Below are 24,349 nucleotides of genomic sequence, written 5' to 3' on the forward strand. Positions count from 1 at the left end.
ACCGGCGGGTGCCTTTTTCATGCATTGATGAATTCAGAAAAATTACTCAGCCATTTATAATTTCGCCTCCGTTGGGATGCAGCACCTGGCCGGTCATATACCGTGACTCGTCACTGGCTAGGAATACGTAGCACGAAGCACATTCCCACGGCTGCCCAGCCCTTCCGAGCGGAGTGTCCGAGCCGAATTTTTCAACCTTTTCCGCAGGGAAAGTCGCCGGAATGAGCGGCGTCCAGATCGGGCCCGGCGCCACTCCGTTCACGCGGATCTTATGCTCCGCCAGGTTCCCGGAAAGCGATCTCGTAAACGCAACGATCGCTCCTTTGGTAGCGGAATAATCCAATAGCTTCGGGCTACCTCTGTAAGCCGTCACCGAGGTCGTATTTATGATGGCTGGCGAGGCGGATTTCTTGAGATGCGGAAGGGCGGCGGAGCTCAGATAGAACATCGAAAACACATTGGTGGAAAAGGTCTCAAGCAGTTGTTCCTCGCTGATCTCCTCAATCGATTCCTGCGGAAACTGCTTTGCCGCATTGTTTACGAGGATGTCGAGGTGGCCGAGTTCGGCGACTGTCCGCTCGATGGCCTCCACGCAGTTGTGCTTCCGGGAGATATCGCAGCGAATCGGCACGCATCTTCTTCCGTAGCCTTCCACCAGCCGTTTGGTTTCATCCGCATCGGCAATTTCTTCAAGGAAGGCAAAGGCCACATCTGCCCCTTCGCGCGCGAAAGCCACAGCCACCGCGCGACCGATCCCCGAGTCACCGCCGGAAATCAGCGCCACTTTTCCTTCCAATCTCCCGCTTCCCCTCAGCTCCGTGTTCTCATACTCCGGAGGCGGGTCCATTTCATTTTCGCGGCCCGGTTGTCGATCCTGTTGCTGTGCGGGGAACTGCTTTTCCGTCGAGTTTTGTTTACTACTATTTGGCATGATAATCGTTCGTGTTTCAGGAGCATTCCATAGCTTCAAGCATGCCACACATGCTTCACTCCATTCCACAATTGCAAGCGCCGGGCACAGGCCTACCAATGGAAATCCACAGCTGCATATTGCAAGGAAAACGCGGCATATTGCGCGATAAAACTTAAGGCAAGTCGTTGCTATCAGCTCATATAGCATCGGATTTCCGGCATCCCAATTGCTGGCACATCCACTGCGATAGCCGGACGGAAACGGAACCATTATGAAACACTCAAATGAACCAGTTTTGCCGGCGAATGACACAATTCCTCCAGATAGCGATTTCGAGCATATACAGTTGGCGAAGAAGCGCTTCCTCATTGTCGGCTGCCTGTTGTTTATCTTCACCATCACTACCGTTGCAGTAGCCACCGTGCCCGCACTGGATATCGGGCGGCATGGATTCGATGCCTGGGACGCGGCCCTTGGCCTCCTGATTGCCACTATAAAAGCCTCCATGGTCGCACTGGTCTTCATGCACCTCAATCATGAGAAAAAAACCGTCTATTTCATTATCGGATTAGCTACTATTCATGCCGTAGGACTGTATTTCGGGACCCACATGCACTTTGCCGATATGACTTACGATCCTCATTTCTACGATGACGGCATTGAGCGGATCGATGGAGATGGCGGCACGGATATCCACGAAACGCAGAAGGGTGCGCCATGAAAAATCACCTAAATTTATGAATCAAAACCCATTGAAAAAAAGACGCGCCGGCCTGCTGGCTCCTGTATTTGCCATGCGCCATGAGGCCGATTTCGGGACGGGCGACACCCGTGCCGTGCGTGAAGCGATCGGGTTCTGCGCGGAGAACCGCTTCGAGGTCCTGCAGCTGCTTCCCATCCACGAGACCTTCGGCGATCACAGCCCCTATAATCCGATCAGCTCGCGGGCGCTTTCACCAGCATTCGTTTATCTGGATCCCTCGGAAGTCCCCGGCCTGCAGATGGCGGATATCGAAAGCGCAGCCCCGGCGGAATGGCGCGCCGAGCTGCGGGCGAATATCGTCAAGCACGGCGCTGTCCACCCTCTGAAAATTCAGATCCTGCTTCGTGCCTGGCATCATTTTGTCAGCGAAAACGATCCTGCGCTTCAAAGCGAGTTTCAGAAATTCATCGAAGATGAAAAAAGCTGGCTGCACCATTACACACTTTTCCGCCTTCTGATCCGGGAATACGAGGGCAATACCGATTGGAAGGACTGGCGTCCCGAGCATCGTAACTATGGCTCAGCCGAGCATTGGCTCGAGAACCATCCCGACCGGGCTGACCTTGAGGACCAGCGCCAGGGCTACGCATATATCCAATGGATTGCCCAGCGGCAGTGGCTGGCCGTCAGATCCCATGCGGAACAGCACGGGATCTTTCTAATGGGGGAAATTTCTTTCGGAGTCGGTCGCGGAAGCTCCGATGTCTGGGCGAATCCGAAGCTCTTCGATACCGATTGGAATATGGGCACCCGGCCATTGGCCCACTTCGATACCAGCAAGGACGCTTCGGTCTGGGGACAGAACTGGGGCCTACCTCCCTACCGGTGGGAAAATCATCGGGCGGAAGGGTTTTCATGGTTCCGCGGACGTATCGCCCGCCAGAGAAAGTTTTTCCATCTGTGCCGTCTGGATCATCTACGGGGTTACTTCCGCGTGTATGTCTTCCCCTGGCCCGGCGGATCCCGCCACTCGGAGTATGCGAACCTGACGGCGGAGGAGGCGGCATTGAAGACCGGCGGAAAATTACCAAGGTTTTTACCCGGTCCCGATGAAGATCCTGTGTCACTGCGCATCAATGAAAAACAAGGCCGTGAACTCATCTCCATCATCCAGGAGGAGGCGGGACCAATGGGCCTGGTGGCGGAGATCATGGGCGAGATGCCGGAGTATATGAGCCGGGCACTCGAAGAGCTTCAGCTAGCCAATCTGGCCTTTCCCCAACTGGAAAGACATTCTGGAAAATCCGATGCCGCAAACCTCAAGCTCAGAGAGCTCGCTCTGGCCACCTATGCAAACCATGACAATGCACCGCTGGCAACAGGCTATGTGCATCTGGTGGAAGCGGCGGGGCAAGATCCGAAGGGGAAAGCTGCGGAGGACTTGCGCTGGCTCCTAGCGTTCGCGGGCTGGAAATCGGAGCCACCTGCTGTGTTAACCGAGGAGCTGCTCGAGGCTCTCCACCAAGCTCTTTTTCATTCGGAAAGCCGTCTCGCCGTGCTGATGTGCAGTGATCTTTTCGGCATTCCGCTGCGTTTCAATCTCCCGGGTAGCTATGGGATCGAGACCTGGTGCGAGCGTCTCCCGCTGGCCTTTCCTGATTTCAAGAATCATCCCGTGTTTGGAGAACAATTGCGGAAAATCCGGAAACTGATCCTCGACAGCGAGCGATCCAATTCAGATCAGCAGCCAGATACATAGGATCAATGCGACTCCTCCGAGCGATACGGCGATCGCCATGATGCGGAACATTTTCCGGGACATCAGTTTCACATGATTGCCCGTCCGCTCGGTAAGGAGCCCATCAGCCCTGCGCTCGGCCAGCCATATGAGCAGCATACCGAGAAGGATGAACAGCGTTGCAATCCCCTTTGGCACCCAAGTGGGCTCCACTTTCTGGAAAAACGCCTGAAATCCCAGCCCCAGACCGATCGAAGCGAAGGCAGCCTTCGCCCAACCCGCGAAGGTTCGCTCATTTGCCAGCAAAGTCCTATCCTCCGCATAGTCTGTCCGATCAGCCGCCAGCTTGCTCCGCTTTTTCGCCTTGAGCGTTCTTTCTTTCGCTAGCTCCTGGGAGGTCTTTTCCACCCGCTCGTTTTCCTCTTCCTTGTTCTCTTCTTTGTCCTCTTCCTCCGCTTGTTTTTCGCCGAGCTCATCCTCCATTTCCCGATCTTCTTTACTCATATCAAGACTCCCTCACCGGTTCCAGAAGCTCCTCATCCAGAGCCTCCCCATGCAGCACGGAGATGTCCCCTGTCGTCTCCAGCACCACCGCCCTCACTTCGGAAAAACTCAAAACATTTGCCTCGCGCAATTTTGCATAAACATCTTCTTTCTTCACCCGGGATTTTCTCAGGTTGTCCTCTTTCCACATTCCGTCACGCACCAGCACCAGTGGCTCGTTCTCAAGAAATGCCACCACCTTGGAGGACCCCAGTCTCAGCTGTGCAATGAGTGCCTGAGCGCCCAGAAGAGCGAAGACCGCACCGCTTGTTTGAAAAAACACCGGCCAGGTATCCGCTCCGGCCGCGCTGGCAAGCAACGATCCGGTGGCGATTGTGGTGATGAAATCGATGGCGGTCATTTTCGAAAACGACCTCAGCCCGATCATTCGCACGACCAAGGTAATCCAGAGTAGGGAAAGCGGTCCCAGCAGCAAAATCCTCAGCAGCTGGTCAGTGAAAAATTGATCGGTAAACATAATAAAAACGTTGTCCGGAACATCGCATGTTCCATGCCATCCCCTAATTCAACGGATGACACAAAATGCCCGCCACATAGCTGAGATAAATCTTGCAACCTGCATTCAATTTCTCCGGCTTTCCAGCTCTCTGCAATCCGCATGGATGTTTTTCCGCCGGAAATTCTCCGTAATTCCAAGGATTTCCCGCAGGCACCCGAAATGCGATAGCATGGCTATGTGATTGGAAAAATCACGAAACAGAAACGACCCACAAATCTATGAAAACAGACCCAAAACCAGATAGAAATGAAGATCCCATCACAGGCGAACCCGGAGCCCATCCGGTAGGTGTCGGAGTCGGCACCGCAGGTGGTGCCGCTGCTGGCGCGGCGATCGGTGCGGCCGGTGGTCCTGTTGGCTCGGCAGTTGGTGCGGTAGTCGGCGGTATCGCAGGTGCTTACGCCGGCAAAGGCGTCGCGGAAAGCATCGATCCCACCGAGGAGGCAGCCTACTGGCGCGATAACCACAGCTCGCAGGAATGGGCTGAAAATCACAGCTACGAGGAATACGAGCCCGCCTATCGCATGGGCTATGAGCGCCGCCTCGCTGCGGGAAATACCAGATGGGAAGACAACGAAAGCAGCCTCAAAGCCGATTGGGAACGCTTCAAAGGAAAATCCCAGCTCGAATGGGAGAAAGCAAAGCATGCCACCCGCGCCAGCTGGCATCGTGTGGAAGATCGTCTTCCCGGCGATGCTGATCACGATGGCCATTAAAGGACATCAACGTTGCTTCAAGATAGAAAACCGCGCTTCGGGCATTCTCCCAAAGCGCGGTTTTTTATATTCTCTATTTCGATAAAATCGCAGCGATCCTAGCTGGATTTCAAGAGCATCCATACCGACATGGTCATCATCATGAGATTTTCAGTAAGCGAAATAAAACCGAGCGGGACATCGCTTCCTCCGCCTACACACGCACAGTTCAGATCCCGCTTTTCCAGATAAACCGCTTTGAAAACGGAAATCGCCCCTATTGTGCTGACAATTAGTGCGGCGGGCGCCACAAGCCAGGTCAACAACCCGGCAATCATAAACACACCCGCCCCGGCTTCCACGAAAGGATACACGTAGGAATAAGGCACGTAGCGGCGCGCGATCAGATCATACTGCACGAAGCCAGTCGAAAATGAGAGCAAGTCCTGCAGTTTCAGAATCCCGAGCACGCACATGCTGAAGGCGATGAAGAGCTCGACGATGCGGATGATGTCGAGATTGCCCTGCATCGCCCAGCAAGCAGCAATGGCCATGGGCATGGTGACCGCGAAGACCGCGAGGACGGGCTGGTAGGTTTTGCCTTCCTTGGGATCGGGACCGAGGCCGAGGTGCTCGCGCAACCCATCATAGGTCATCCGCTCCTCCCCAATGAAAATCTGCGGTGTCTCATCGACGTTGTGTTCCTCCTTGTAGGCCTTGTTGGCCTCCTTGGTCTCAAGGTGGTTGTCAGTGACATCGAAACCGTTTCTCCTAAGGAGGTCGTAGGCTTTGATCCCCCATGGGCAAAGATGCGTCGGGGTGACCATGCGATAAATGGTGGCGGACTTTTTCTTCATTGAAATTGGTAGGTTAGGCATGCAAAACGCACCGTCATTGCTGCAAGAGCGCTAATTTTCCCACCGGATTGCGGAGAAAACCGCTCTCACCCGAGGTCCTCGCAACATCCATGCCAGCAGGTAACACCGGACAAAAATTCTAGCCTTGGTCGCTGGATGCTGACGGAATGATTGGTAAAATCAAATCAAAGCAGCATAGGTCCTGGGATGAGAATCCATTAATCAAATGGTGAGATTTTTTATGATTTAGCGAGTAGCGCCAAAGCGGCTTCGATTCGTTCTTTACCAGTCGCGGTAAGGCGCTTCGTTCCAAGAGCTCTAGCTATCTGGATCGCAGAGGGTTCCGATCCAGCATGCAGGGCCGCCGCCAAGATCTCTTCACACGAAATTTCCTCAATGCTCCGGATCAAATCTCCTTCACTAGGAACCCGGAAAGTGACCATTGCCTGGAAGTCATTCTCGGCTAGCCATACGAAGAACCCATTTACTGGATCCTGACGCAAATGAAAGTGATCATCTACAAGAGTCATCACTCTTTCACGAATTAGACGACCAGTCCTTTTGAAATCATGAGCACGTGCGATACGCTGGACAAGTAGATCGTCAGCAATCGGCGCCTCGGACAAAAGAGTATTCCGGATCAATCCGATGAGCACGGGATCATAACTTTCCTCATAAAAGCTCTCGGGGCTAATTTGTTGAGTGCTCTCTGAAAAATCAGTGATGACATAGATTCCTTGCACTGGGACTACCGCATCAGATCGGGTGCCCTCGGACTGAAAACCTCCGTTGTCCTTATCCGCTGGAGTGCTCGAAACCTGCGACGCTATCATCGCGAAACTTGTGTCCTCCAACTCCGTCCCGATATGCACAATATTCGAAGCTTCCATCTTCATCGTGGCCCGCTTTTGACTGAGTATGGATTCCAATTTTGAGTGGAGCCTCTCGATCTCGCGTTCTGGTTCTACGAACCAGTCGGTTGACCAGACGCGCAAGAGATCCCAGCCCAGCCCTTCCAGAATGGCGGCTCGGACCTTGTCCCGGTCGCGAGCGGTTGCACTGCGGTGGTAGGTCGCGCCATCACACTCAATGCCGACCAGGAAATCCCCAGGCCTATCCGGATTAACGATACCAAGATCAATACGGAAACGTGAAACCCCAACTTGAGTAACAACTTCCCATCCTTTTTCCTGGAGTCTATTGGCAACTGCCTCTTCGAAGGGAGAATCAAAACCGCCAACTGATCCTTGGACAGCTTCCGCCAAAGCGCTTGGACCACGATGCGCGAATTCAAGGAAATGCTTCAGGTCGCGAACGGCGCGGGCGCTTGTCCGATTGAGATCGATCAGTGAAGGATCGAAAGACGTGAAGACTACCATCTCCTGCTTGGATCGGGTGAGCGCGACATTCAGCCTGCGCTCGCCGCCATCCCGGTTGAGAGGGCCGAAATTCATCGACATGGATCCCGCGCCGAATTCGGTCGGTCCATAGCAGATACCGAGCAAAATCACATCCCGTTCGTCACCCTGAACAGTCTCCAGATTTTTGACTTTCACAGGTTCGGGCAGTTCCTCGTTGAAGTAGGGTTCTATTTCGGGATGCTTCCGTCTGGCTCCATCGAGCAGATCCTCAATGAGTTTCTGCTGCTTCGAATTCAAGGTGATGATGGCCAGCGTCTGGCCTGATTCGATGAAAACAGGATCGGTCAAACGCTTTACGGTTTCCGCTACAATGGCCTCGGCTTCCATTTGGTTGGTTTGCCCACTGCCCTTGGCATAAATGCCATCCACCTTCCGCCAAACAACGGCGCTGTCGCGAGTAACTGCCGAAGGGAAGGTAATCAGATTGCTGCCGTAGTAAGCGTGATTTGAGAAAGCAATGAGGCTTTCGTGGCGACTACGGTAATGCCAGTTGAGACTGTGCCGTGGAATTCCGACAGCCAGACATTCATCTAGAATACTTTCGAGATCTCCCTCCACGTCACTATCGAATTCGGACTCATTCGCACCACGTTGGAAGAAATTCGTCGGCGGCATTTGCCTCGGATCCCCCGCGATGACCACCTGCTTGCCACGGGCGATGGATCCCACCGCATCCCAGGGAGTGATCTGCGAGGCTTCATCGAAAATCACCAGATCGAACAACTGCTGATCCGCTGGTAAATATTGAGCGATTGATAAGGGACTCATCAACATGCAGGGAGCAAGCTGACCGAAGGCATCACCCATTTCACCTGCCAGCTTTCGCAATGGTTTGTGCGCCCGTTTTTTCTGTAATTCGTGTTTCAGAATTCCGAAGCCGTCTTTCTTCCCTACCTCTGTTTTTGCAGGAAGCCTTCCGCAGAGAACAGTTTTCGTGTATTCAGCAGTCAATTCCGCGACCCGGTCATCAACTCGCCTGAACTCTTCAATGCTGTCCATGTGCTCGGCAGTCACAAAGTCTCTCAGAATCGGTTCGTGATCGATCCGGTCCGCAGCAAACCATTTGGCATACGCAGTGACAAAATTAGGCTCCACGTCTCCTTTCGTGAGACTGCCTTCCTCAACCGCAGAGACCAGTGGAGTGAGGTTTTGTTGGATCGCGGTCTTCCGGACTCTCCTCCACATACACCAGGATCGCAGCCGCCTTTCATTCGCGGTGATGGCCACTGCGGCGGCCTTGATCTGATCTAAAGATAGGTTCTCGGGATTTGTCACCGCACATAGACTCATGAACTTATCTGAGGTTTCCTGAAATTCACGGATCGCACTTTCCAGTTGATTGACAGCTACGGAAATCGCGCCCTCTGATCCGAGAAGCTCATTCGCATCCACTACCAGGCGACGGCTCGCAGTTTTCAGTGAAACGAGTTCATCCGGACTTGAAATCAACGTCGGGAGTCGCTGGTGCAATGCTTCAGCAATTTTCACTGACTCCTCAATCACCGCAGTTTTGGTCTTGAGACCGGCATACCCGGGCATATCTACGAGGTATGGCTTGAGCCCATCCATTTCCGATAGGAGACCTTTCAGCTCACGCAGAGTCGGAGAATCCTTTTCCACTTCCGGCAGGACAGCACTTCCAGCCTGTGCAGCGAGAGTCTTGGCTACCCCTTTCATCGCCATTTTCCCCAAGAGCCAGAACTTCTTGCTGGCAACCGACCATTCGCCGTCCAGTTGATCCACATCAATTTTCCGAACGGAATCCTCGCTGTAGCTAATCGACAACCTCCGCTGTCCTTTCTGATATTTTTCGATGAACGGAAGTAGCCGACGGGCAGCCTCGATTTTATCTGCAACATCAGGCGCAAAGGCAAAGCCCATGCTCTTCTTGTGAGTCTTCAGGATCACTCTCACGAATTTCACAAGACATTCCATTTCCGAAGCCGATCCAGTCGGGAGATCAAACTGACAGACCTTCGTGAGCTGGTCGTTGGAGGAAATTAATTGGGTGATTACAGTCGGAAGTTTTTTGGCAACACCGAGGACAGCTTCCTGCCAGCTATTGGACCATTCCTCCTGTTCGATAATCGAAAAGTCTTTGGGCGATTCCAAGTAGTCATCGAAACTAAGATCCATTCTGCGGGCGGTCTCTCGCATGGAATCGAGTTCTTGGATGGTGTGCGCGGTGCCGAGATTCCAGCCCAGCTTCGGAGTGGAGCTTCCGTGATCCCTGGTGACCAGCCCTACGGCCTGATGAACCGTCATTCCATTGGGATGACGCATGTGCAGCTTTTCGCAGACCTCGTTCAATCGATCCCTCAGAGTCCGCAAACGGTCTGTCTCACGAGACCACTCGGCTTGACTTAGATCTCCGCTGGCATTCCATGCGCGGTCAAGCTGCTGGAGAATCTCCATTTTCGAGGTTTTATTCGAATGCACCTCCAGGCAGAACTCAGCGATCCCCTTTTCCGCCAAACGCCGATGCACGACATTCAACGCAGCCATTTTCTCGGCGACAAAGAGCACCCTTCTGCCAATCGAAAGATTGTGGGCAATCATATTGGCAATCGTCTGTGATTTTCCGGTTCCGGGCGGCCCATCGAGGACAAAATTACAGCCGCGGGCAGAAGCCACCACGGCCGCTATCTGCGAGGAATCCGCCGGCAATGGTGTGAACAGGTCAGCCGGAGCAATCAATCTGTCCAAATCCGTCTCATCCGGATATTCCGAATCAGCACCGAATTTTTCCTCTCCCCGTTCGATTAGATGCTTCACCACCGAGTTTGCAGTCAGTTCCTCTCTACGATCCGTGAGATCTTTCCACATCAGATATTTGGCGAATGAAAAAGTTCCCAAAGCAGTCTCCGTCGTTACCTCGAACCCGGGAATCTCTTTCACTGCCACTCTCACGCGATTCCATATTCCCGCGACATCGATCCCGCTGTGATCCTGGGGCAATTCTCCATCGAGTCCCGGAATCTTCAGATCGAAATCCTGATGGAGAAGCTCCAGCAGTGTCAGGTTAAACCGAGGCTCATCCTCGTGGATGGTCATCGTAACTCCGGACAAGGCGCTCTTACGTTGAAGCTTCACAGGCAGGAGAATCAGCGGAGCGCGGTAGCTACGCGTATCATCGGCTGTCTTCTTCCAGTTCAGAAATCCGAGTGCCAGGAAAAGCGTGTTCGCCCCACCTTCATCCATATCGGTGCGAGCCTTGCGATAGAGGTCGATCAGTTCCGCTTCCAATTTTTTCTGCAGGAGGGACGATAGCACCTCATTTGAAAGCAGAGCTTCTTGGGCGAATTGCTGGTGCAGTTCTCCCCTGTTCTGCTCCTGGTAGAGTTTCGCATCCCTACCGCCACCTTCAAGGTCCGGGAAAGGTGAAATGCGTATCGTTTTCCCGGCAGCCAGCAAGTCTTCCAAAGCGCCCGGATCTGGACAGATTAGAGGCACATGTTTGCTGCGTTCTGGAAGATGCAGCAGACGGTTCCGTGCGGTCAGATCCAACAGTTTTCTCTGCCATAGGGTGATCCTGTCATCGGCATTTGTCGGTTCATCCGTGATCTCCACATCGAAGGCCGGCAGTCTCGGGGCTTCTTCCAGTGAATCGGAAACGGATGCCACAATCTCTTCAGTGCTGACGGCCTCACGCGGAGTGGCCAGTCCCAGGGGCTTGATCTTTCGCATCCGTGCCCGGCGGATATCAATCGCCATGTGAAAAGCCTCATCGGTCATGCTTTTCTTGCCCCTTTCCACCGCAACACTGAACGATGGAGCTGGTGATTGGGTTACCAGTGTAGTCTCGAAAACGAGCATCTCCTGAAGCTCAACCCGCTTACGCACGGCTGCTGCCTCGTCGATGGTGAGCTGGGAAAATTCTTGGGGCTGAAGCCAGACACCCACGCACGCGTGTCCTTCGGACAGAATGATCAGCGGATTCAAACTCGCTTGCTCCAGCGCCGAGGCGAACAGCATCGAAGAGTCAAGACAGGTAGCCAAGCGCCCCTCCATAATCGCCCCGGGTGTTCGCACCTTCTGACCCTGCACTTCGAAGCTTGCCGGGGGATACGCGTAGCCCAAATCGAGTCCGGAAACAGCCGACCATATCGCGGAAACCAGCTCCCATGTCCGTGTGCGGGACTTCCTCTTGTAGCCGTCGATCCCGGATTCCTTACCAGCTCGTTTCAGGACATCGCTGGCAGCTTTCAGAACCTTGTCCACAGCAGGGTCATTCGGCATACAGAAGGCGGGAAGCAGCTCGGGCATTGAGCCGGTGCCGCCCCAGTGGTTCTTTGCCAGCAGTTCGACCGGGTAGCGTTCGGTGAAAAGCTTATCCTCCCCTTCCTTCTCAATCACCTCAATGATCGCCTCGCCCCTCAGGCTTTCCGTTAGATCCGCCAGATACTGCGGATCCAAATTGACGTTCCTGTCCCTGATCCGGAGCGAAGCACCTGGCTGCAACACATCGATCTTCCAGATCTTCTCTTCCAGGAAAAGCGGCGCGGAACTGAGCTTCACAGTGAGATCCGTTAGCAGCTCCTCCCCGGAGTTCTCCAGGTTCAAGTCCTGCAGAAATGCGACGGAGTTCTGGTGGGAGGCAAAGCCGATCTTCGGCGCGAGGCTGGTGGTAACTTGAAGGGACATAAGTCAAACTAACGAAAAAGGAGGTATCGGCTTTGCAATATTTTTATTGAGAGTCGAAGCGTTAAGACAGAATAAAAGAGACAAGTAACCACCCGATTAATGTCGCGTTTATACATTGCCTCCCTTATTCGTTCCGGCCGCATTCCACATTAAAAATCAATCGACAGTAAAGAAATATATAAGGCAATTTTCAATCCTTCAAAAGCAATACCATTCAAATCCCTACAGATATCGACCCCTCACAAAAAACACTAAATAGATATAATACAAAATATAGAAACAAGGAAAACCTCCCAATTATATTTACATCTCTAAATCCAATTGAGACCAACCTAATCCCATGGGAGATTATTCAAGCGAACAACTCCTTCATTTTGCCTTATGGTATAGCTATTTCGATCGCTAATTATCAGGATAAAAATTTCAGCGATAAAAAATACCCCGGCTTGGATTCGAACCAAGGACCAAAAGATTAAGAGTCTTCTGCTCTACCAACTGAGCTACCGAGGCGTTAGGTGGGGCAGGAAAGTAGTTCCATGCGTGGTGACTTGGCAATAGAAATTTTATCTTCCGGTAAATCGCCCGGCTGGTTTCTGCGGGGAGGTTTTGCGATGCGTTCAATGGCCATATCGTTCGCGGAGTTCGTGATTCCGGTAGGCGGTGATCAAATGCTCCAGATGCGAGATGGCGAATTTCAAGTCACGCCCCCGCTTGCTATCGCCAACGCACTTTGGCCGCTCCCATTCTTTCAAGACCGTGATGCTTGGAATAATATCCGCACCATCCCGGAGCGCTGATTCCACGGATTCGAAGTGGTGATGCCTAGCCAGGAAAGAGCGATGCGGCTCCAGGACCAAGGTGTAGCCGTGGTCTCCGTAGGCTTCCGAAAACGCGCCATCGATGCTGATTGCCTTTCCACTACGTTTGATCGGAGATTCACCTTTTTCTAGCTTCACTGGGACGTGCCCGTTCACGACGAGCCCGGTATCCGGATCCACGCCAAACTCTTCGAGCAATTTCTCACAGAACCACTTTTCATGCAGCAGCTCGAAATACGGATTCTTCGTCTCCCGGTGAGGAGTTTCGTCCTCAATGAGCGCACGCTCAATGGTCGCCATTTTATCTTTTCCAAATAACGGCGATTGCGGCCCGCTCCACAGATACCAAAGCATATCAAGATCCCGGCGACGCGGCCTTTCGTCGACCATACGGTAGATCGTCCTGTCGATTTCCTCGAACAAATCCCGGCCACATCGCGCCTGGCCATTGATGATCATCGGTAGGAATTCGCCCTCGCTATCCACCGGGATGCAGCCATGGAAAATCAATTGCTCCTCTCGGGAAATTGCCATCGAGCCATTGGCAACCATCCATTTCATTTGCTCCCAGAGCTTCTGACTTGCGAGAAAGGAAGATTTCAAACAATTCAGACAGGTTCGTTCCTCTTCGCTAAGCTCGTAAGGATCCGCGGGATCGATCGTGGGAAAATGCTTGTCCCTGAGCTGATATTCCTTCCCGTCAATTTCGATCGTCCCCCTCTCAAGGTTCATCTTGTGGAGTAGCATCCGGTCATTCATCCCCCACTCCGGATGGCGGGCTATGAGCGCTCCCTCCAGCTTCCACTGCATGACGGAAATCGCTTTATTCATCCTCGCGACGGAAATGATTTCGCGGATTCCCTCGCCTTTTGGCATAAAATACGTCGCCGGATCCCCCGCATAGACCACACGCGCCAGTCGCTCCAGCGGCATGAGTGGGATCCCGTAGCCTTCTTCCAGCTGAAAAAGCCGCCGGTATCGCAGGGAAATTCTCAGCACCGTGCAAACCAGCGCCTCATGCCCGAGGCATGCTCCAAGCCAGGTGACATCGTGATTCCCCCAGACGAAAGAAACATTTGGCTGCTGCATCAGGTAATCCACCACCTTGTCACCACGCGGCCCTCTATCCCAGCAATCACCGGCAATAATCAGCTCATCGATGGCAAGATTCCTGATCAACCGACACGTCAGATGCACAAAATGCAGCGCCCTACCACGGCGGACCATCGCCTCGACGATCGCTTCGATGTAGGCACTTTCCCTTTCTGTCGATGGCTCGTGCAGGATCTCGCTGAAAAGCTGTGAATATTCCTGCGGGAAAAGGCGCATCGCGTGTTTCAGGCTGTGCCTTGCGGCCAGGACGCGCACCACATCGAAAAGATTATGGAGCGTTCTCACCGCATAGAGTTTCCGCTCCGCCTTCTCGTGAAGCGTCTTCTCAAGCTTCCCAACCACCTCTGCCGGATAAAAAATCAGCTTTAAAAACTCATCGAACTCCTCCTGTGATAGCTTTTCCTTCAGCAGTTTTTCGATCAGAGGCCGCAGGGTGCCCGAGGCGTTATTGATCACATGCCGGAGCTTCTTGTCCTCTCCATGCACATCGCTGATGACGTGCACGGTGCCACGCGGCAGCGTCATCTCTGCCGAGAACCGCGCGATCTCCGCCACCGCGCTATCGATATTCGGAATGGTCCTCGCTGTCGCTCGCAGAGCCTCGATTTCATAGGCTCTGGCCACGTTGTCTTCACGCACCTGTTTCACATGGAATCAATAGCATCCTCAAAACAAGGCGCGATGGAAAAAGCTTTCCTCCGCGGATTTCACCTCCGTTCCCGCTGCATGGAATCCCGCATCTCCGTGATAAGCTCCGCATCCTCCACCAGTTTCATACGCTGGAAGGAATCGATCAAATTATTCAGAAGCCGGAGCAGGATCATTCCCAGATCCGCAGATTGCCGTAGCATTTGACGCTGCTCCCTGCTGAGATCATTGGAAGGATCTGTGAGAATTTCCTGTGAGTGCACCCGGCCATCATCAAAGCAGTCAACCACCAGGGGATGGCTTTCCTCATAGATACGGCAAAGAAAATGCCCCGGAAATGAAATCCCCTCGATCTCCACATTCAGCCTCTGCCCCAGAAGCATGTAGATTACGCCGAGACCGATCGGGTTCGACTTGCCTTCCGCGATACACCAGGCGAGATCCGTATTATGAGGATCATAGTAATGACTCTTATTCCCTTTCAGACGCCCTTCCTCGAAAAGAAAAACGCGGATATCATTCGCGGTTGGCGGGAGCGGATGCGCTTCCTGGATCTCCTCCGCCAATAAATCAAGCGCATCGGAAAGCGGCTGCCGGAGCGATACTCCATCGTGCAGAAAATCTGAGAGCAATCTCAGATGACTCTCGAAAAGCTCCCAATCATCCCCCAGCGCAGCGGAGCCGAATCTGGGAGTAAGCCATTCCTCACGCAGCACCTTCCGCCGGACCGGCCGCAAAATATCCGCGAGGATTTTTTTCTCCGTCTCTTTCAGATTCCGCGCTACGTCTGGCAGGATTTCGCTGAAATCCCCACCCACCTCCGCCAGGCGCCCGGAAACACCAGAGCGCACCTCCGGCGTCTCGTCATCGAGAAGCTTCAACAGAGCCGTCAGTTCTCTTATATCTGGAGGTGAAACGTTCATCGCCCAAAAGTAGGAGCGGAATCAGAAAAATCGATCAAGAAACGGAAGAAAATTCCGCAGATGAACATAAGCTCCCACACCCTCGGAAACCCGCCACAACGATCCAAAAAGCGACTCCCCGCAAGCCTTCCCGGAGAGATTACATTGAGCGCATTTTTCAACAAACGTTGCAGATTCCAGCTCTCACCTATCTTCGGGATAGCCATCGCTTTCCGCTCTGCTGTGATCAAGTCTGCTCTTCAAAGCTGAATAAAGGCATTTTCTGTTTCTTTTGTTGATCAATCTCCGCCGCCACCAGCTATTTCCCTACGCCGCCACCCCACGGATAAACGTCGTCACATAGTCCACCACCTTCTCCAGCACCCGCTTCCTGGTCGGGCCACGCTCCGCGATCTTTAGCGGCCTTTGGATCAGCTCCACGATATCCAGATCCGGCAAAGGCTTCTCGCCCGTGTAAACATAACGATCGATCAGCTTCTTCAGCTTGTCCGCATCGAGTTCCTCTTCCTTCACCAGTTGATCGAAAGCATCCGCCCTTTCCTTCTCCCAGAATTCCTCGAAGCAATCCGGAATCTCCGCCGCGCTTCCCGCCTCCGGCAGGCTCTTCTCAATAAATTTCTCGATCAGCTCCCGCTTGCTGCGCAGCTCGATGTCTCCCGCCACGGTATCCAGAATCAGTTTCCGCAAACGCACCTGCTCCGGCTCGTCCGCATCGTAGAGTTGTGCGAGTAGTTTGAGGATGTATCGCACATCGATCAGATCCCGGTGCAGCAGCTCCAGCGAGAAATCCACATCCTCCAGGATGGATGCATTCTCCTTCTTCTGATCCATCTTCACCTTATCGGAAAGATCCAGGTAGGCACTCGCGAAGTCGTTGAACCTCTGCTCCGTCATGGTCAGGTCATCCGCCTCGTATTCGGAAAAGGACTCCAGGATGTTCTTCAGCCGCATCAGCTCGCGGAAGATTTTGACAAATTTCAGCTCCGCATCCTCGTTCGGAAGATCTTTCACATCTCCCGGCTTCGGGGTCAGCTCGATCAGCAGTGCCACCGTCTCGTTGAACTGCTTCACATACTCATCATACGGCGGGACGAAAATCTCTTCCTTCGCTTTGGGATCGGAGAACAACGAAATTGCTTCATCCGTATTCTTCTTCAGGTTCCGGAAGACCACGATATTCCCCTGGCTCTTCACCTCGTTCAGGATGCGGTTCGTGCGCGAGTAGGCCTGCACCAGCCCGTGGTAGCGCAGGGTCTTGTCCACATAGAGCGTGTTCAGGCTCTTGCTGTCGAATCCCGTCAGGAACATGTTCACCACCAGCAGGATATCCACCTTGCGGGACTTCACCTTCTTGGCGATGTCCTTGTAATAGCCGTAGAAGGACTTGGTATCCTTCGTCGAGTAGTTCGTCTGGAACATCGCGTTGTAGTCCCTAATGAAGCCATCCAGCACCTCGCGCGTGTGCGGATCTCCCTTGTCGCCGCCCTCGATCTCCGCGTCATCGTCGAGGATGCCATCCGCGCCCTTGTCCTCCTCGTTTGCCGTGTAGCTGAAGATCGTTGCCACTTTCAGCTTATGCTTTCCCTCTGCCTTACGCTTCGCGAAAAGTTCGTAATACTTGATCAGCACATCCACCGAACTCACGCACATCATCGCCGTGAATTCCTTGTTCCTCGTCTTCACCGCATGGCGCTCGATGATGTAGTCCGTGATCCTTTCCAGCCGCTCCGGGCTCTCCATCAGCTCCTTGGTATCGATCCCCTCCACCTCGATGTCCACCTCCGTCGCCTTGCCTTCCTTCTTCTTGTAGCGCCCCACGTATTCCACCGCGAATCTCAGCACGTTCTCGTCCTTGATCGCATCCGTGATCACATAGGAATGCAGCTTCTTGTGGAAAAGGTCTTTCGTCGTGTGCTTCTTCCCGTCCTTCGCCACCGCGTTGTCCGCGAAGATCGGAGTCCCCGTGAAGCCGAACATCTGGTGATCCCGGAAGAACTCCACGATGCGCTTATGCGTATCGCCGAACTGGCTGCGGTGGCACTCATCGAAAATAAATACAATCCGCTCATCCCGCAGCGCCTCCATCTGTTTCAGATACGCCGCCTTGCTGATCGCCGTGTTCAGCTTCTGTATGGTCGTCACGATCAACTTCGTGTCATCGGTGAATTGCTTTACCAGCTTCTTTGTATTGTCCGTGCCATCCACGCTTCCTTTGGAGAAGCCGTTGAACTCATCAATCGTCTGTGCATCCAGGTCTTTCCTATCCACGCAGAAAACCACCTTCTTCACCTCCGGCAGCGCCGTGAGGATCTGCGCCGCTTTAAAGGAGGTCAGCGTCTTGCCGCTTCCCGTCGTGTGCCAGATGTATCCGTTCGCCTTTTCCGCCGGGCGGTTCTTCACCCGCTCCACGATCTTTTCCGTCGCGTAGTATTGATAGGGACGCCGCACCATCAGCACCTTGTCCGTCTCGCTCAGCACGATGTATTTCCTTATCATCGCCGCGAGGTGCGCCCGATCCAGGAATGCCGTCGCAAAGGGCTGTAGCTCCCGGATCGTCTTGTTATCCTCCTGCGCCCAGAAAAACGTCTGCTTGAAGGATTGCCGCCGCGCATTGGCATAATACTTCGTATTCACCCCATTGCTGATCACGAAGAGCTGCACAAAATTGAACAATCCCCGCGATGCCCAGTAGCTGTGCTTCTGGTAGCGCTGGATCTGGTTGAAAGCCTCCTTCATCTCCAGCCCCCGCCGCTTCAGCTCGATCTGCACCACCGGCAGTCCGTTGCAGAGGATCGTGACATCATAGCGATTCTTGTAGCTCCCCTCCATCTCGACCTGCTGCGTCACCTGCCAGCGGTTCCGCCCTGCATGCGTGGAGTCGAAGAAATCCAGGTAAACCACCTGCCCGTCCTCCCTCTCCAGCTTCATCCTGTCCCGCAACACCTTCGCCTTCGCGAAGACCCCGGACTTCTTGTCCAGATGATGCAGCACTTTAGAGAACTCCCCTCGCTCAGCGGAGATAATCCATTGAGCGCCTCCAGCTCCCCTTTCAGGTTCGCCAACATCGACGCCTCATCCGTCACCGCCACCCGCACGTAACCCATTCCTTCCAATTGGGTGACGAGGTTGTTTTCCAGCACTTGTTCGGATTGGCTCAAGATATGTGGGGATCGGTTATCTATGCATCAGTCAACTGTTAGACAACAAAGAGGTCGAGCGCTATTGTATCAGTGGCTTCACGAACCCTTCGGCACTTTCCGTCCGAAAAGCCTGCGGAACTCCGCTTTCCAATCCTTGTATGGAGTGTCGTTATCGTAAATCCATTGCCCTACTACCTGATCGATCTTCCCATCATCGATGTGCTTCTCATCGAGCATCAGCTTCATCAACCCGAGACTGGTAATTTGATGCACCCCGTAGGTTCCGGCCAGCTCCATCATATCTTGGTCATCCGTCACCAGACGAATCCCAAGAACCATCGCCGTAGCCACGATGGTGGTATCCACCCGCGAGGGGCCCTTGCCCCGCCCCGCCAGAAACTCCTCTTTCACATACTCCCACATGAAGTCAAATGTGTCCGCTATCTCCGACTTCTGTTCCCTGCTCAGACTGACCGAGCGTCCACGGTTGTTTGCAAACTTGGTTTCGGATACCCAGTGGAACTTGTTCCGTATTCTCGAGCTGCACTTGATCTCAACATTCAGATCCGCGTGCATGTAGATCGTAAAATCTTCTTTGCCGAAAGGAGTGCAGAGAAACGGGTGGATGTTTTGCGCCAGGCGAAAGTAGCTGTTGGAATCCACTATGATCTTCGTCTGTGCCATACCTCCCGTTCCTCCCTTGGTTTAGATGGAGAATGCCTCAAGATAGGCGCGGGCATCCATAGGGTTCACTCCCAGAATCGTCGCAATGGTTCCTGATCCGGGTTCCTTATCCCGGACATACCGGCTCAGCGCACTATACACCTGGGTATCGAAGCAATCCTGCACCACCCGCATGAACTGATCCGCAGTCGGCTCTTTCCCATCAAAGAGCGCGGTTCCAAGCGTCTTGAACTGCTTGTTGAAAATCGCAATATACGAATGCAGCGAAACCCCATCGATCGCAGTGAACGGCGAACCATTGGACTCCGCGAATTTTTCCGTCTCCTTGTATACGGAAAAGGGGGAAATGACATGATCCTTCGCCCATTTCCCGAGAACCTTGAGCCTCCCCTGATCTGTGCGCTCCCGCTTATAATCCTCGAAACAACGCTTCGCAAGCGGCTCCGGGAACAGCAGCGCACCTGCGAAGGCGTCCGCGAAATCCTCCGCCTCTTCGTTCTTTTTTTCCCGGAGCAAATCCACCGTCAGCACGTGGCCTAGCTCGTGTGCCATCCAGAACTTGAAGTCATGGATCTCCACATCGAGATTCAGATAGATCCAAGTCGTTTGGGATTCAGGAAGATGGATGTGCAAGGCGTTCTCGTGTTTGGTCTTGTGACCCCACAGTGTCGGGATGATTACCGCTTGGTGCTTGTGGAAGAGATCGATCAGATCCTTGAAATCAAACGGAGCCTTCTCTGCTATGTCCAGCTCGCGGCGGATGCGGGCTGCAAGATCCTGAAGATACCCATAATCACAGGAAGGGTTTTTCAGGCTGGCAGGGCCCATGAAGGGATCCACATCCAGATACTCCACAAGAGGCTTGAGGAAATGCCCCATGTTCCGGGCCCGCTCCAGATGGAGATCCGTCGTCTGGCAGGATGCCCGCTTGCGGAAAGCCACCAGAGGCTCGTCGCGGGAAGCGCTGAGGGCGACCATGTCCGCGTATTTCAAGCCGAGCAAGCGACCCAGCTTCAGCAGCTCCGCCGGGCGGGGGAAAGACTTCCCGTTCAGCCATTTGGAAACGGAAGCGCGGGTAACATCCAGCTCGGTGGCGATGGCCGTTTGGTTGAGACCCTTGGAATCCGCCGCTTCTTGAAGTTTTGGCGTGTTTAGTTTTTTCTCCATGGATGCGAGTGCTCACACAAGCTTGACGCTTGTCAACTTTTGTCAACTTTAAAAAGGGTCATGACCCCTTTTCTCCTACACAAACATCTGCTGCAGCAGACCCTTCTTCCAGGTCTGCGTTTCGGTGATCTGGGTGGAGACGGTGGCGATCTTGCGGTCGAGGGCGGTGAGGAAGTCGGCGATCTTAATTTGCTCTCCGGGCGGGTGGCATCGACACTCTAATCCCCTTTAAATCAGAGGCATTGTAGGATGGTAATGCTCCAACCTGTCCAAAGCGAGAGAGTCGAATTGTAGAGAAAAGATGTTTTGCAAAAGTAATGTCGAATGATGGCGTAAAAGTCATCATGTTATTATCTAAAAGGAAATTTACCGCGACGCGCTTTCGCTCGAGAAATATCGCGGCTCCTTTTTTCGCGAAACTCGTTCTTCGCGTTCTCCGTTTTCCCCAGCTTGGAGGAGCCCAGATCCAGATCCTCGAACAGCCCCTCGAAATCATCCTCGCTCTCATGCCCCATGGTGCTGGACTCGATGTGCTTGAGGATGCGGGTGAGGTCTTCGAGGATGAAGTTGTCCTTCGCCCGTGAGCCCTTCGTCGCCACACAATGGAAAAGCTCCGATGGCATGAGATAATATCCCAGCCGCTCCACCGCCTCCCCACGCACTGCCGTGAGAATTTCGATGCCCTCCTCGCTCTTCTCGTCGATTTCCGTGAAAGTGATTCCATCATTTTTGAGAATCTCATCCGCGAAGAGGTTCATCCGCTCCGAGAGATATTTGTAGAAGATGAAGCCCAGGATGTAATCGCGAAATTCATCCGCGCCCATCTTCCCACGCCGGGTTTCCTGGACGATTCAAGCACCACAATCTCGAACGTTTCTTTTGTATCAAAGAGAGATAGAAAAAGTCCTCTGCTTCGCCGGAAAAATCGAATCCGGAGTCTGGTTGGCAGTTCCAAATCCCAATTTGGATGGCATCGCGATATATGGCGAAACTCCGTGCAGGTTTAATAAACCAGACCTGCGATCCACAATCTCAAACTTATATCATTGGTGATTCTTTCATCGCCAATCAACACTCACCATCCAATCCCGGACGGGATTAAAGGAGTGAAACTAAAGTATCCGATCGCCAAGTCGCGTTGCCCACCGCCGCCCATAGCTAAATCGCGGCTTTCCCCAATGGCCTTTGCCTGTAAGGCGGACACATGCCTCGAAACGGATGATGGAGCCATCGTCTACACCTCGTTCTTCTGCGCCAGCTTCCCGTGCTTTGACTACCGCTTCGTTGAATACGGGAACGCATTTTGGTGCATTTTTACGCATTTCCGATGCTCGCCACCCAGACAAAGAAAAACGCTGTAACCTTTTGAGCTACAGCGTTTTGAGTGACTTTTATAAGAGAAAAATGATGGTGCGCGATACTGGGTTCGAACCAGTGACCCCCTCCGTGTCAGGGAGGTGCTCTACCACTGAGCTAACCGCGCAAATGCCGAGGGCCAGCCTCGGGCGGCGAAGCTAGGATCAAAGCCATAGGTTAGGCAATCCCTTTTTTAAGGAATTTTCCTCCGAAATGAATTTTCCACATCATGATTGCGGCTTGAGTTCCGCGGATGTCATGTCCAGCCTTTGCGCCCGCATGAAAATATTGTCCATTCTCGCTCTTCTCACTGTCGCCGTTTCCGCACAGGAGCCAAAGGTATTCGAAGGTCTCTTTGAAAAAGAAGTCCCGGTGAGGGCAAGCATCGGCATGGTGGTCCCGCCACCTGAGATCGATAAATACATCTCCAAGGTAGAGGCTGCGGCACGCAAGAATCCGGAATGGTTCAAGGAATTTTCCGCAGCTTCGAAGCCGGGCACTCCGCTTCCCTATCATGAAAATCTTGGACTCACCAAGGAGGAGTATGACGACTATCTCGTGCTGTGGGCGAAGCGCGAGTTCAAGCCGACGACGGATGTCATGCTCGTGCTCCGCGAAACCTTCGGCGATACGTGGACGCTGACTGCCTCCGGCGAGGCCGGTGCGATCGGCACCCTTCGCTACGATCCAAAGACGGATTCCTTCCGCTCCCCGAATGGCGAGCTCAAGCGGATCGACGACATTCAGGCGGATGCATCGAGCATACTCGGCGCGTGGTCTGGCAAGGAATGGCGTTTCGAAGAGGAGACAGGCCTGGGGAAAACGAAAGAAAACTTCGCTATCGGAAAATATGACAAGACCGGCTTCGGGCTGGTCGTTTACCGCGTGCAGGAGATTTCCACGGAAGGCAGCCGCCTGCTGGATAAAAGCCTGGTGCTCCGTTTCGCTCTGGGCAAGGCAGGGCACCTGGATCTGCCAAAAGCTCCTTGATCGGTGGCGGCCAATGGCAGGAAGAAGGTGATGGAACCACGATGAAAAAATGGCGAAGAGTTCGAAAGCTGGTGATCATGCTGCTGGCTCTGGGCATTTTCGCTCCCCTGGCACTTTTTGGCCTAAGCAATCTTCTTCTACAGAGCCCGCCGGCCAGAGATCTGCTAGCCCGTAAATTAACTGCAAGAACCGGCCTTGCCGCATCCATTCAGGGCGCGAGCTGGTCGCCCTGGGGCGGCATTACCATCTACGGACTGAGCATTCCCCAGCCCGGCCCGCTCCTGGAGGCCATTGATTCCCCGCTAGCTGAAATAGAGCGGATAAGCATCGACCCTGTCTGGAGCGGCCTCATCCACAAGCAACTCCTGATCAAAGGCGTGGTGCTGGAGAAACCGCAGCTCGCGCTCCCCATTGAGCTGTTATCGCAGATTCCCGCAGAGCCATTGTCGGCAAAAACCGGCGTGGCAAATCCGGGTATCTCTCCGGAACCCCCGGCCTCCGCGCCGCCGGCTGCCACCGCCCTGGCCCAGCAATCAGGAGCCATCGGGCAAGGTCCCGCACCGGGCGAAATCGCAACCACGGCAGAGCCACATCCCACCGAGATCGCGCCCAAAGCCCTGTCCGATCCTCCGGTTCCCATTTCCACGCCCACCGTCTGGCTGCAGATCAAGGGAGGGCGGCTGGCCATCGTTTCCACCATGACGGAACAGCCGTTATACCGCATTGACCGAGTCGACGGGAAAATTCCTTTCGGAGGTCAAGCGGCGAAAAGCAGGCTGGAATTGCGCGGGATCGCCTCACTGGGTGCGGAGCTAGCGGCAGAGACGGAACTGCCGATTGAGTGGCAGCCACCGATGCTGGATTTTCCACAAATTTCCGGGGAAATTCTCGATATCGGCTACAAGGCGGCGGCACGCTTCAAGCTGGGTGCGGGAATCCCTTTTCATATTGAGGGGCTGATCCCTCCGGCCGAGGAAATCACTGTGAAGGCAAGCCAAATGGTGCATACGGATATCGGCTCACTTATGGGGCGCGGACGTTTTCAGGGACTCGCTTTCCAACCATCCAGCTGGCATGGAGAGGCATTGCTCCAAGCGAAAAACCTCCGCTCGACCTACGGAGAGCAGATCGCCGAGTTTGACCGGGGACATGCAATTGTCGTCTTCCGGAACGGTGCGCTGCGCTGTATCGACGCGAGAATGATCGGTGAAAATCTAAGCGTGCTGGGCAATGCGGCGCTTCTTAGCGACGGGCGAGCCGCAGCGAATGCCAGATTCGTCGCATCTCCCGAGGCTTTGGTCCAGATTTCGCAACGCACGCGCCCGTCAGGATCGGGCCCGCCGCGATTGACACCACTGAGCACCCCGCAACGCGCGGCCTTGGATCTGGAGCTTTTCGGGAAACTCGGCGAGTTCTTCTACAAGCCTGATCCGGCAAGTGCTCCGATTCCTTTGAAATGAATGCTTCGTTTCGAAA

General features: G+C 53.8%; 16 protein-coding genes, 2 tRNA genes and 1 pseudogene. 5 read left to right on the plus strand and 14 right to left on the minus strand.

Annotation, left to right across the window (positions count from 1 at the left end; translation table 11 throughout):
* Window positions 1–46: 46 nt before the first annotated feature.
* The gene (locus ACFSSA_RS05475; protein ID WP_386819076.1) at window positions 47–931 is read right to left on the minus strand and encodes an SDR family oxidoreductase; all 885 of its coding nucleotides are present in this window, start codon (window positions 929–931) and stop codon (window positions 47–49) included.
* Window positions 932–1,184: 253 nt separating this feature from the next.
* Here ACFSSA_RS05475 and ACFSSA_RS05480 point away from each other — a divergent pair, with 253 nt between their 5' ends.
* Window positions 1,185–1,634, plus strand: coding sequence for a cytochrome C oxidase subunit IV family protein (locus ACFSSA_RS05480; protein ID WP_386819078.1), 450 nt, complete (start codon window positions 1,185–1,187; stop codon window positions 1,632–1,634).
* A 16-nt stretch (window positions 1,635–1,650) separates the two neighbouring features.
* Window positions 1,651–3,375, plus strand: a complete 1,725-nt coding sequence (locus ACFSSA_RS05485) for a 4-alpha-glucanotransferase (protein ID WP_386819080.1) — start codon at window positions 1,651–1,653, stop codon at window positions 3,373–3,375.
* Here the strand turns inward: ACFSSA_RS05485 and ACFSSA_RS05490 are convergent.
* The gene (locus tag ACFSSA_RS05490; protein WP_386819082.1) at window positions 3,352–3,858 is read right to left on the minus strand and encodes a YidH family protein; all 507 of its coding nucleotides are present in this window, start codon (window positions 3,856–3,858) and stop codon (window positions 3,352–3,354) included. The genes ACFSSA_RS05485 and ACFSSA_RS05490 overlap by 24 nt on opposite strands.
* Window position 3,859: 1 nt before the next feature.
* Window positions 3,860–4,375 (minus strand): DUF421 domain-containing protein, encoded by a 516-nt coding sequence (locus ACFSSA_RS05495; protein WP_386819084.1) that lies wholly within the window; start codon window positions 4,373–4,375, stop codon window positions 3,860–3,862.
* 260 nt (window positions 4,376–4,635) lie between these two features.
* On the opposite strand from ACFSSA_RS05495, the gene ACFSSA_RS05500 reads away from it, so the two are divergent.
* Window positions 4,636–5,133, plus strand: coding sequence for a glycine zipper domain-containing protein (locus tag ACFSSA_RS05500; protein ID WP_386819086.1), 498 nt, complete (start codon window positions 4,636–4,638; stop codon window positions 5,131–5,133).
* A 98-nt stretch (window positions 5,134–5,231) separates the two neighbouring features.
* Here ACFSSA_RS05500 and ACFSSA_RS05505 read toward each other — a convergent pair whose 3' ends face one another.
* From ACFSSA_RS05505 to ACFSSA_RS05555, 11 genes and pseudogenes are all read right to left on the minus strand, one after another.
* Window positions 5,232–5,990: a MauE/DoxX family redox-associated membrane protein gene (locus ACFSSA_RS05505; RefSeq protein ID WP_386819087.1), complete on the minus strand. Its 759-nt coding sequence runs from the start codon at window positions 5,988–5,990 to the stop codon at window positions 5,232–5,234.
* A gap of 218 nt (window positions 5,991–6,208) precedes the next feature.
* Window positions 6,209–12,034 carry a DUF3320 domain-containing protein gene (locus tag ACFSSA_RS05510; RefSeq protein WP_386819089.1) on the minus strand — a complete coding sequence of 1,942 codons (5,826 nt, stop codon included), beginning with the start codon at window positions 12,032–12,034 and terminating at the stop codon, window positions 6,209–6,211.
* A 437-nt stretch (window positions 12,035–12,471) separates the two neighbouring features.
* Window positions 12,472–12,544 (minus strand) — tRNA-Lys (locus ACFSSA_RS05515).
* 107 nt (window positions 12,545–12,651) lie between these two features.
* Window positions 12,652–14,613: a fructose-bisphosphatase class III gene (locus tag ACFSSA_RS05520; RefSeq protein WP_386819091.1), complete on the minus strand. Its 1,962-nt coding sequence runs from the start codon at window positions 14,611–14,613 to the stop codon at window positions 12,652–12,654.
* Window positions 14,614–14,672: 59 nt separating this feature from the next.
* Window positions 14,673–15,536 (minus strand): transglutaminase family protein, encoded by an 864-nt coding sequence (locus ACFSSA_RS05525; RefSeq protein WP_386819093.1) that lies wholly within the window; start codon window positions 15,534–15,536, stop codon window positions 14,673–14,675.
* Between the two features lie 306 nt (window positions 15,537–15,842).
* Entirely contained in the window at window positions 15,843–18,527 is a 2,685-nt protein-coding gene (locus ACFSSA_RS05530) for a type I restriction endonuclease subunit R (protein ID WP_386819095.1), read from the minus strand.
* Between the two features lie 245 nt (window positions 18,528–18,772).
* On the minus strand, window positions 18,773–19,360 hold the full coding sequence (locus ACFSSA_RS05535) for a DNA-binding protein (RefSeq protein WP_386819096.1): 588 nt from the start codon (window positions 19,358–19,360) through the stop codon (window positions 18,773–18,775).
* 21 nt (window positions 19,361–19,381) lie between these two features.
* A complete protein-coding gene (locus ACFSSA_RS05540) occupies window positions 19,382–20,527 on the minus strand; it encodes an XRE family transcriptional regulator (RefSeq protein WP_386819098.1) in 1,146 nt (381 codons plus the stop codon).
* 75 nt (window positions 20,528–20,602) lie between these two features.
* A pseudogene (locus ACFSSA_RS05545) lies at window positions 20,603–20,722 on the minus strand (restriction endonuclease subunit S); the annotation flags it as partial.
* Between the two features lie 155 nt (window positions 20,723–20,877).
* Window positions 20,878–21,351, minus strand: coding sequence for a type I restriction-modification system subunit M N-terminal domain-containing protein (locus tag ACFSSA_RS05550; protein ID WP_386819100.1), 474 nt, complete (start codon window positions 21,349–21,351; stop codon window positions 20,878–20,880).
* A 584-nt stretch (window positions 21,352–21,935) separates the two neighbouring features.
* A tRNA-Val gene (locus ACFSSA_RS05555) sits at window positions 21,936–22,010 on the minus strand.
* Between the two features lie 86 nt (window positions 22,011–22,096).
* On the opposite strand from ACFSSA_RS05555, the gene ACFSSA_RS05560 reads away from it, so the two are divergent.
* Complete coding sequence (locus ACFSSA_RS05560; protein WP_386819102.1) at window positions 22,097–22,873, plus strand: hypothetical protein; 777 nt, start codon at window positions 22,097–22,099, stop codon at window positions 22,871–22,873.
* Between the two features lie 41 nt (window positions 22,874–22,914).
* Window positions 22,915–24,333: an AsmA family protein gene (locus ACFSSA_RS05565; RefSeq protein WP_386819104.1), complete on the plus strand. Its 1,419-nt coding sequence runs from the start codon at window positions 22,915–22,917 to the stop codon at window positions 24,331–24,333.
* The last annotated feature ends 16 nt before the right edge of the window (window positions 24,334–24,349 follow it).

Source organism: Luteolibacter algae, assembly GCF_042683045.1.
GTDB classification, from domain to species: domain Bacteria; phylum Verrucomicrobiota; class Verrucomicrobiia; order Verrucomicrobiales; family Akkermansiaceae; genus Luteolibacter; species Luteolibacter algae.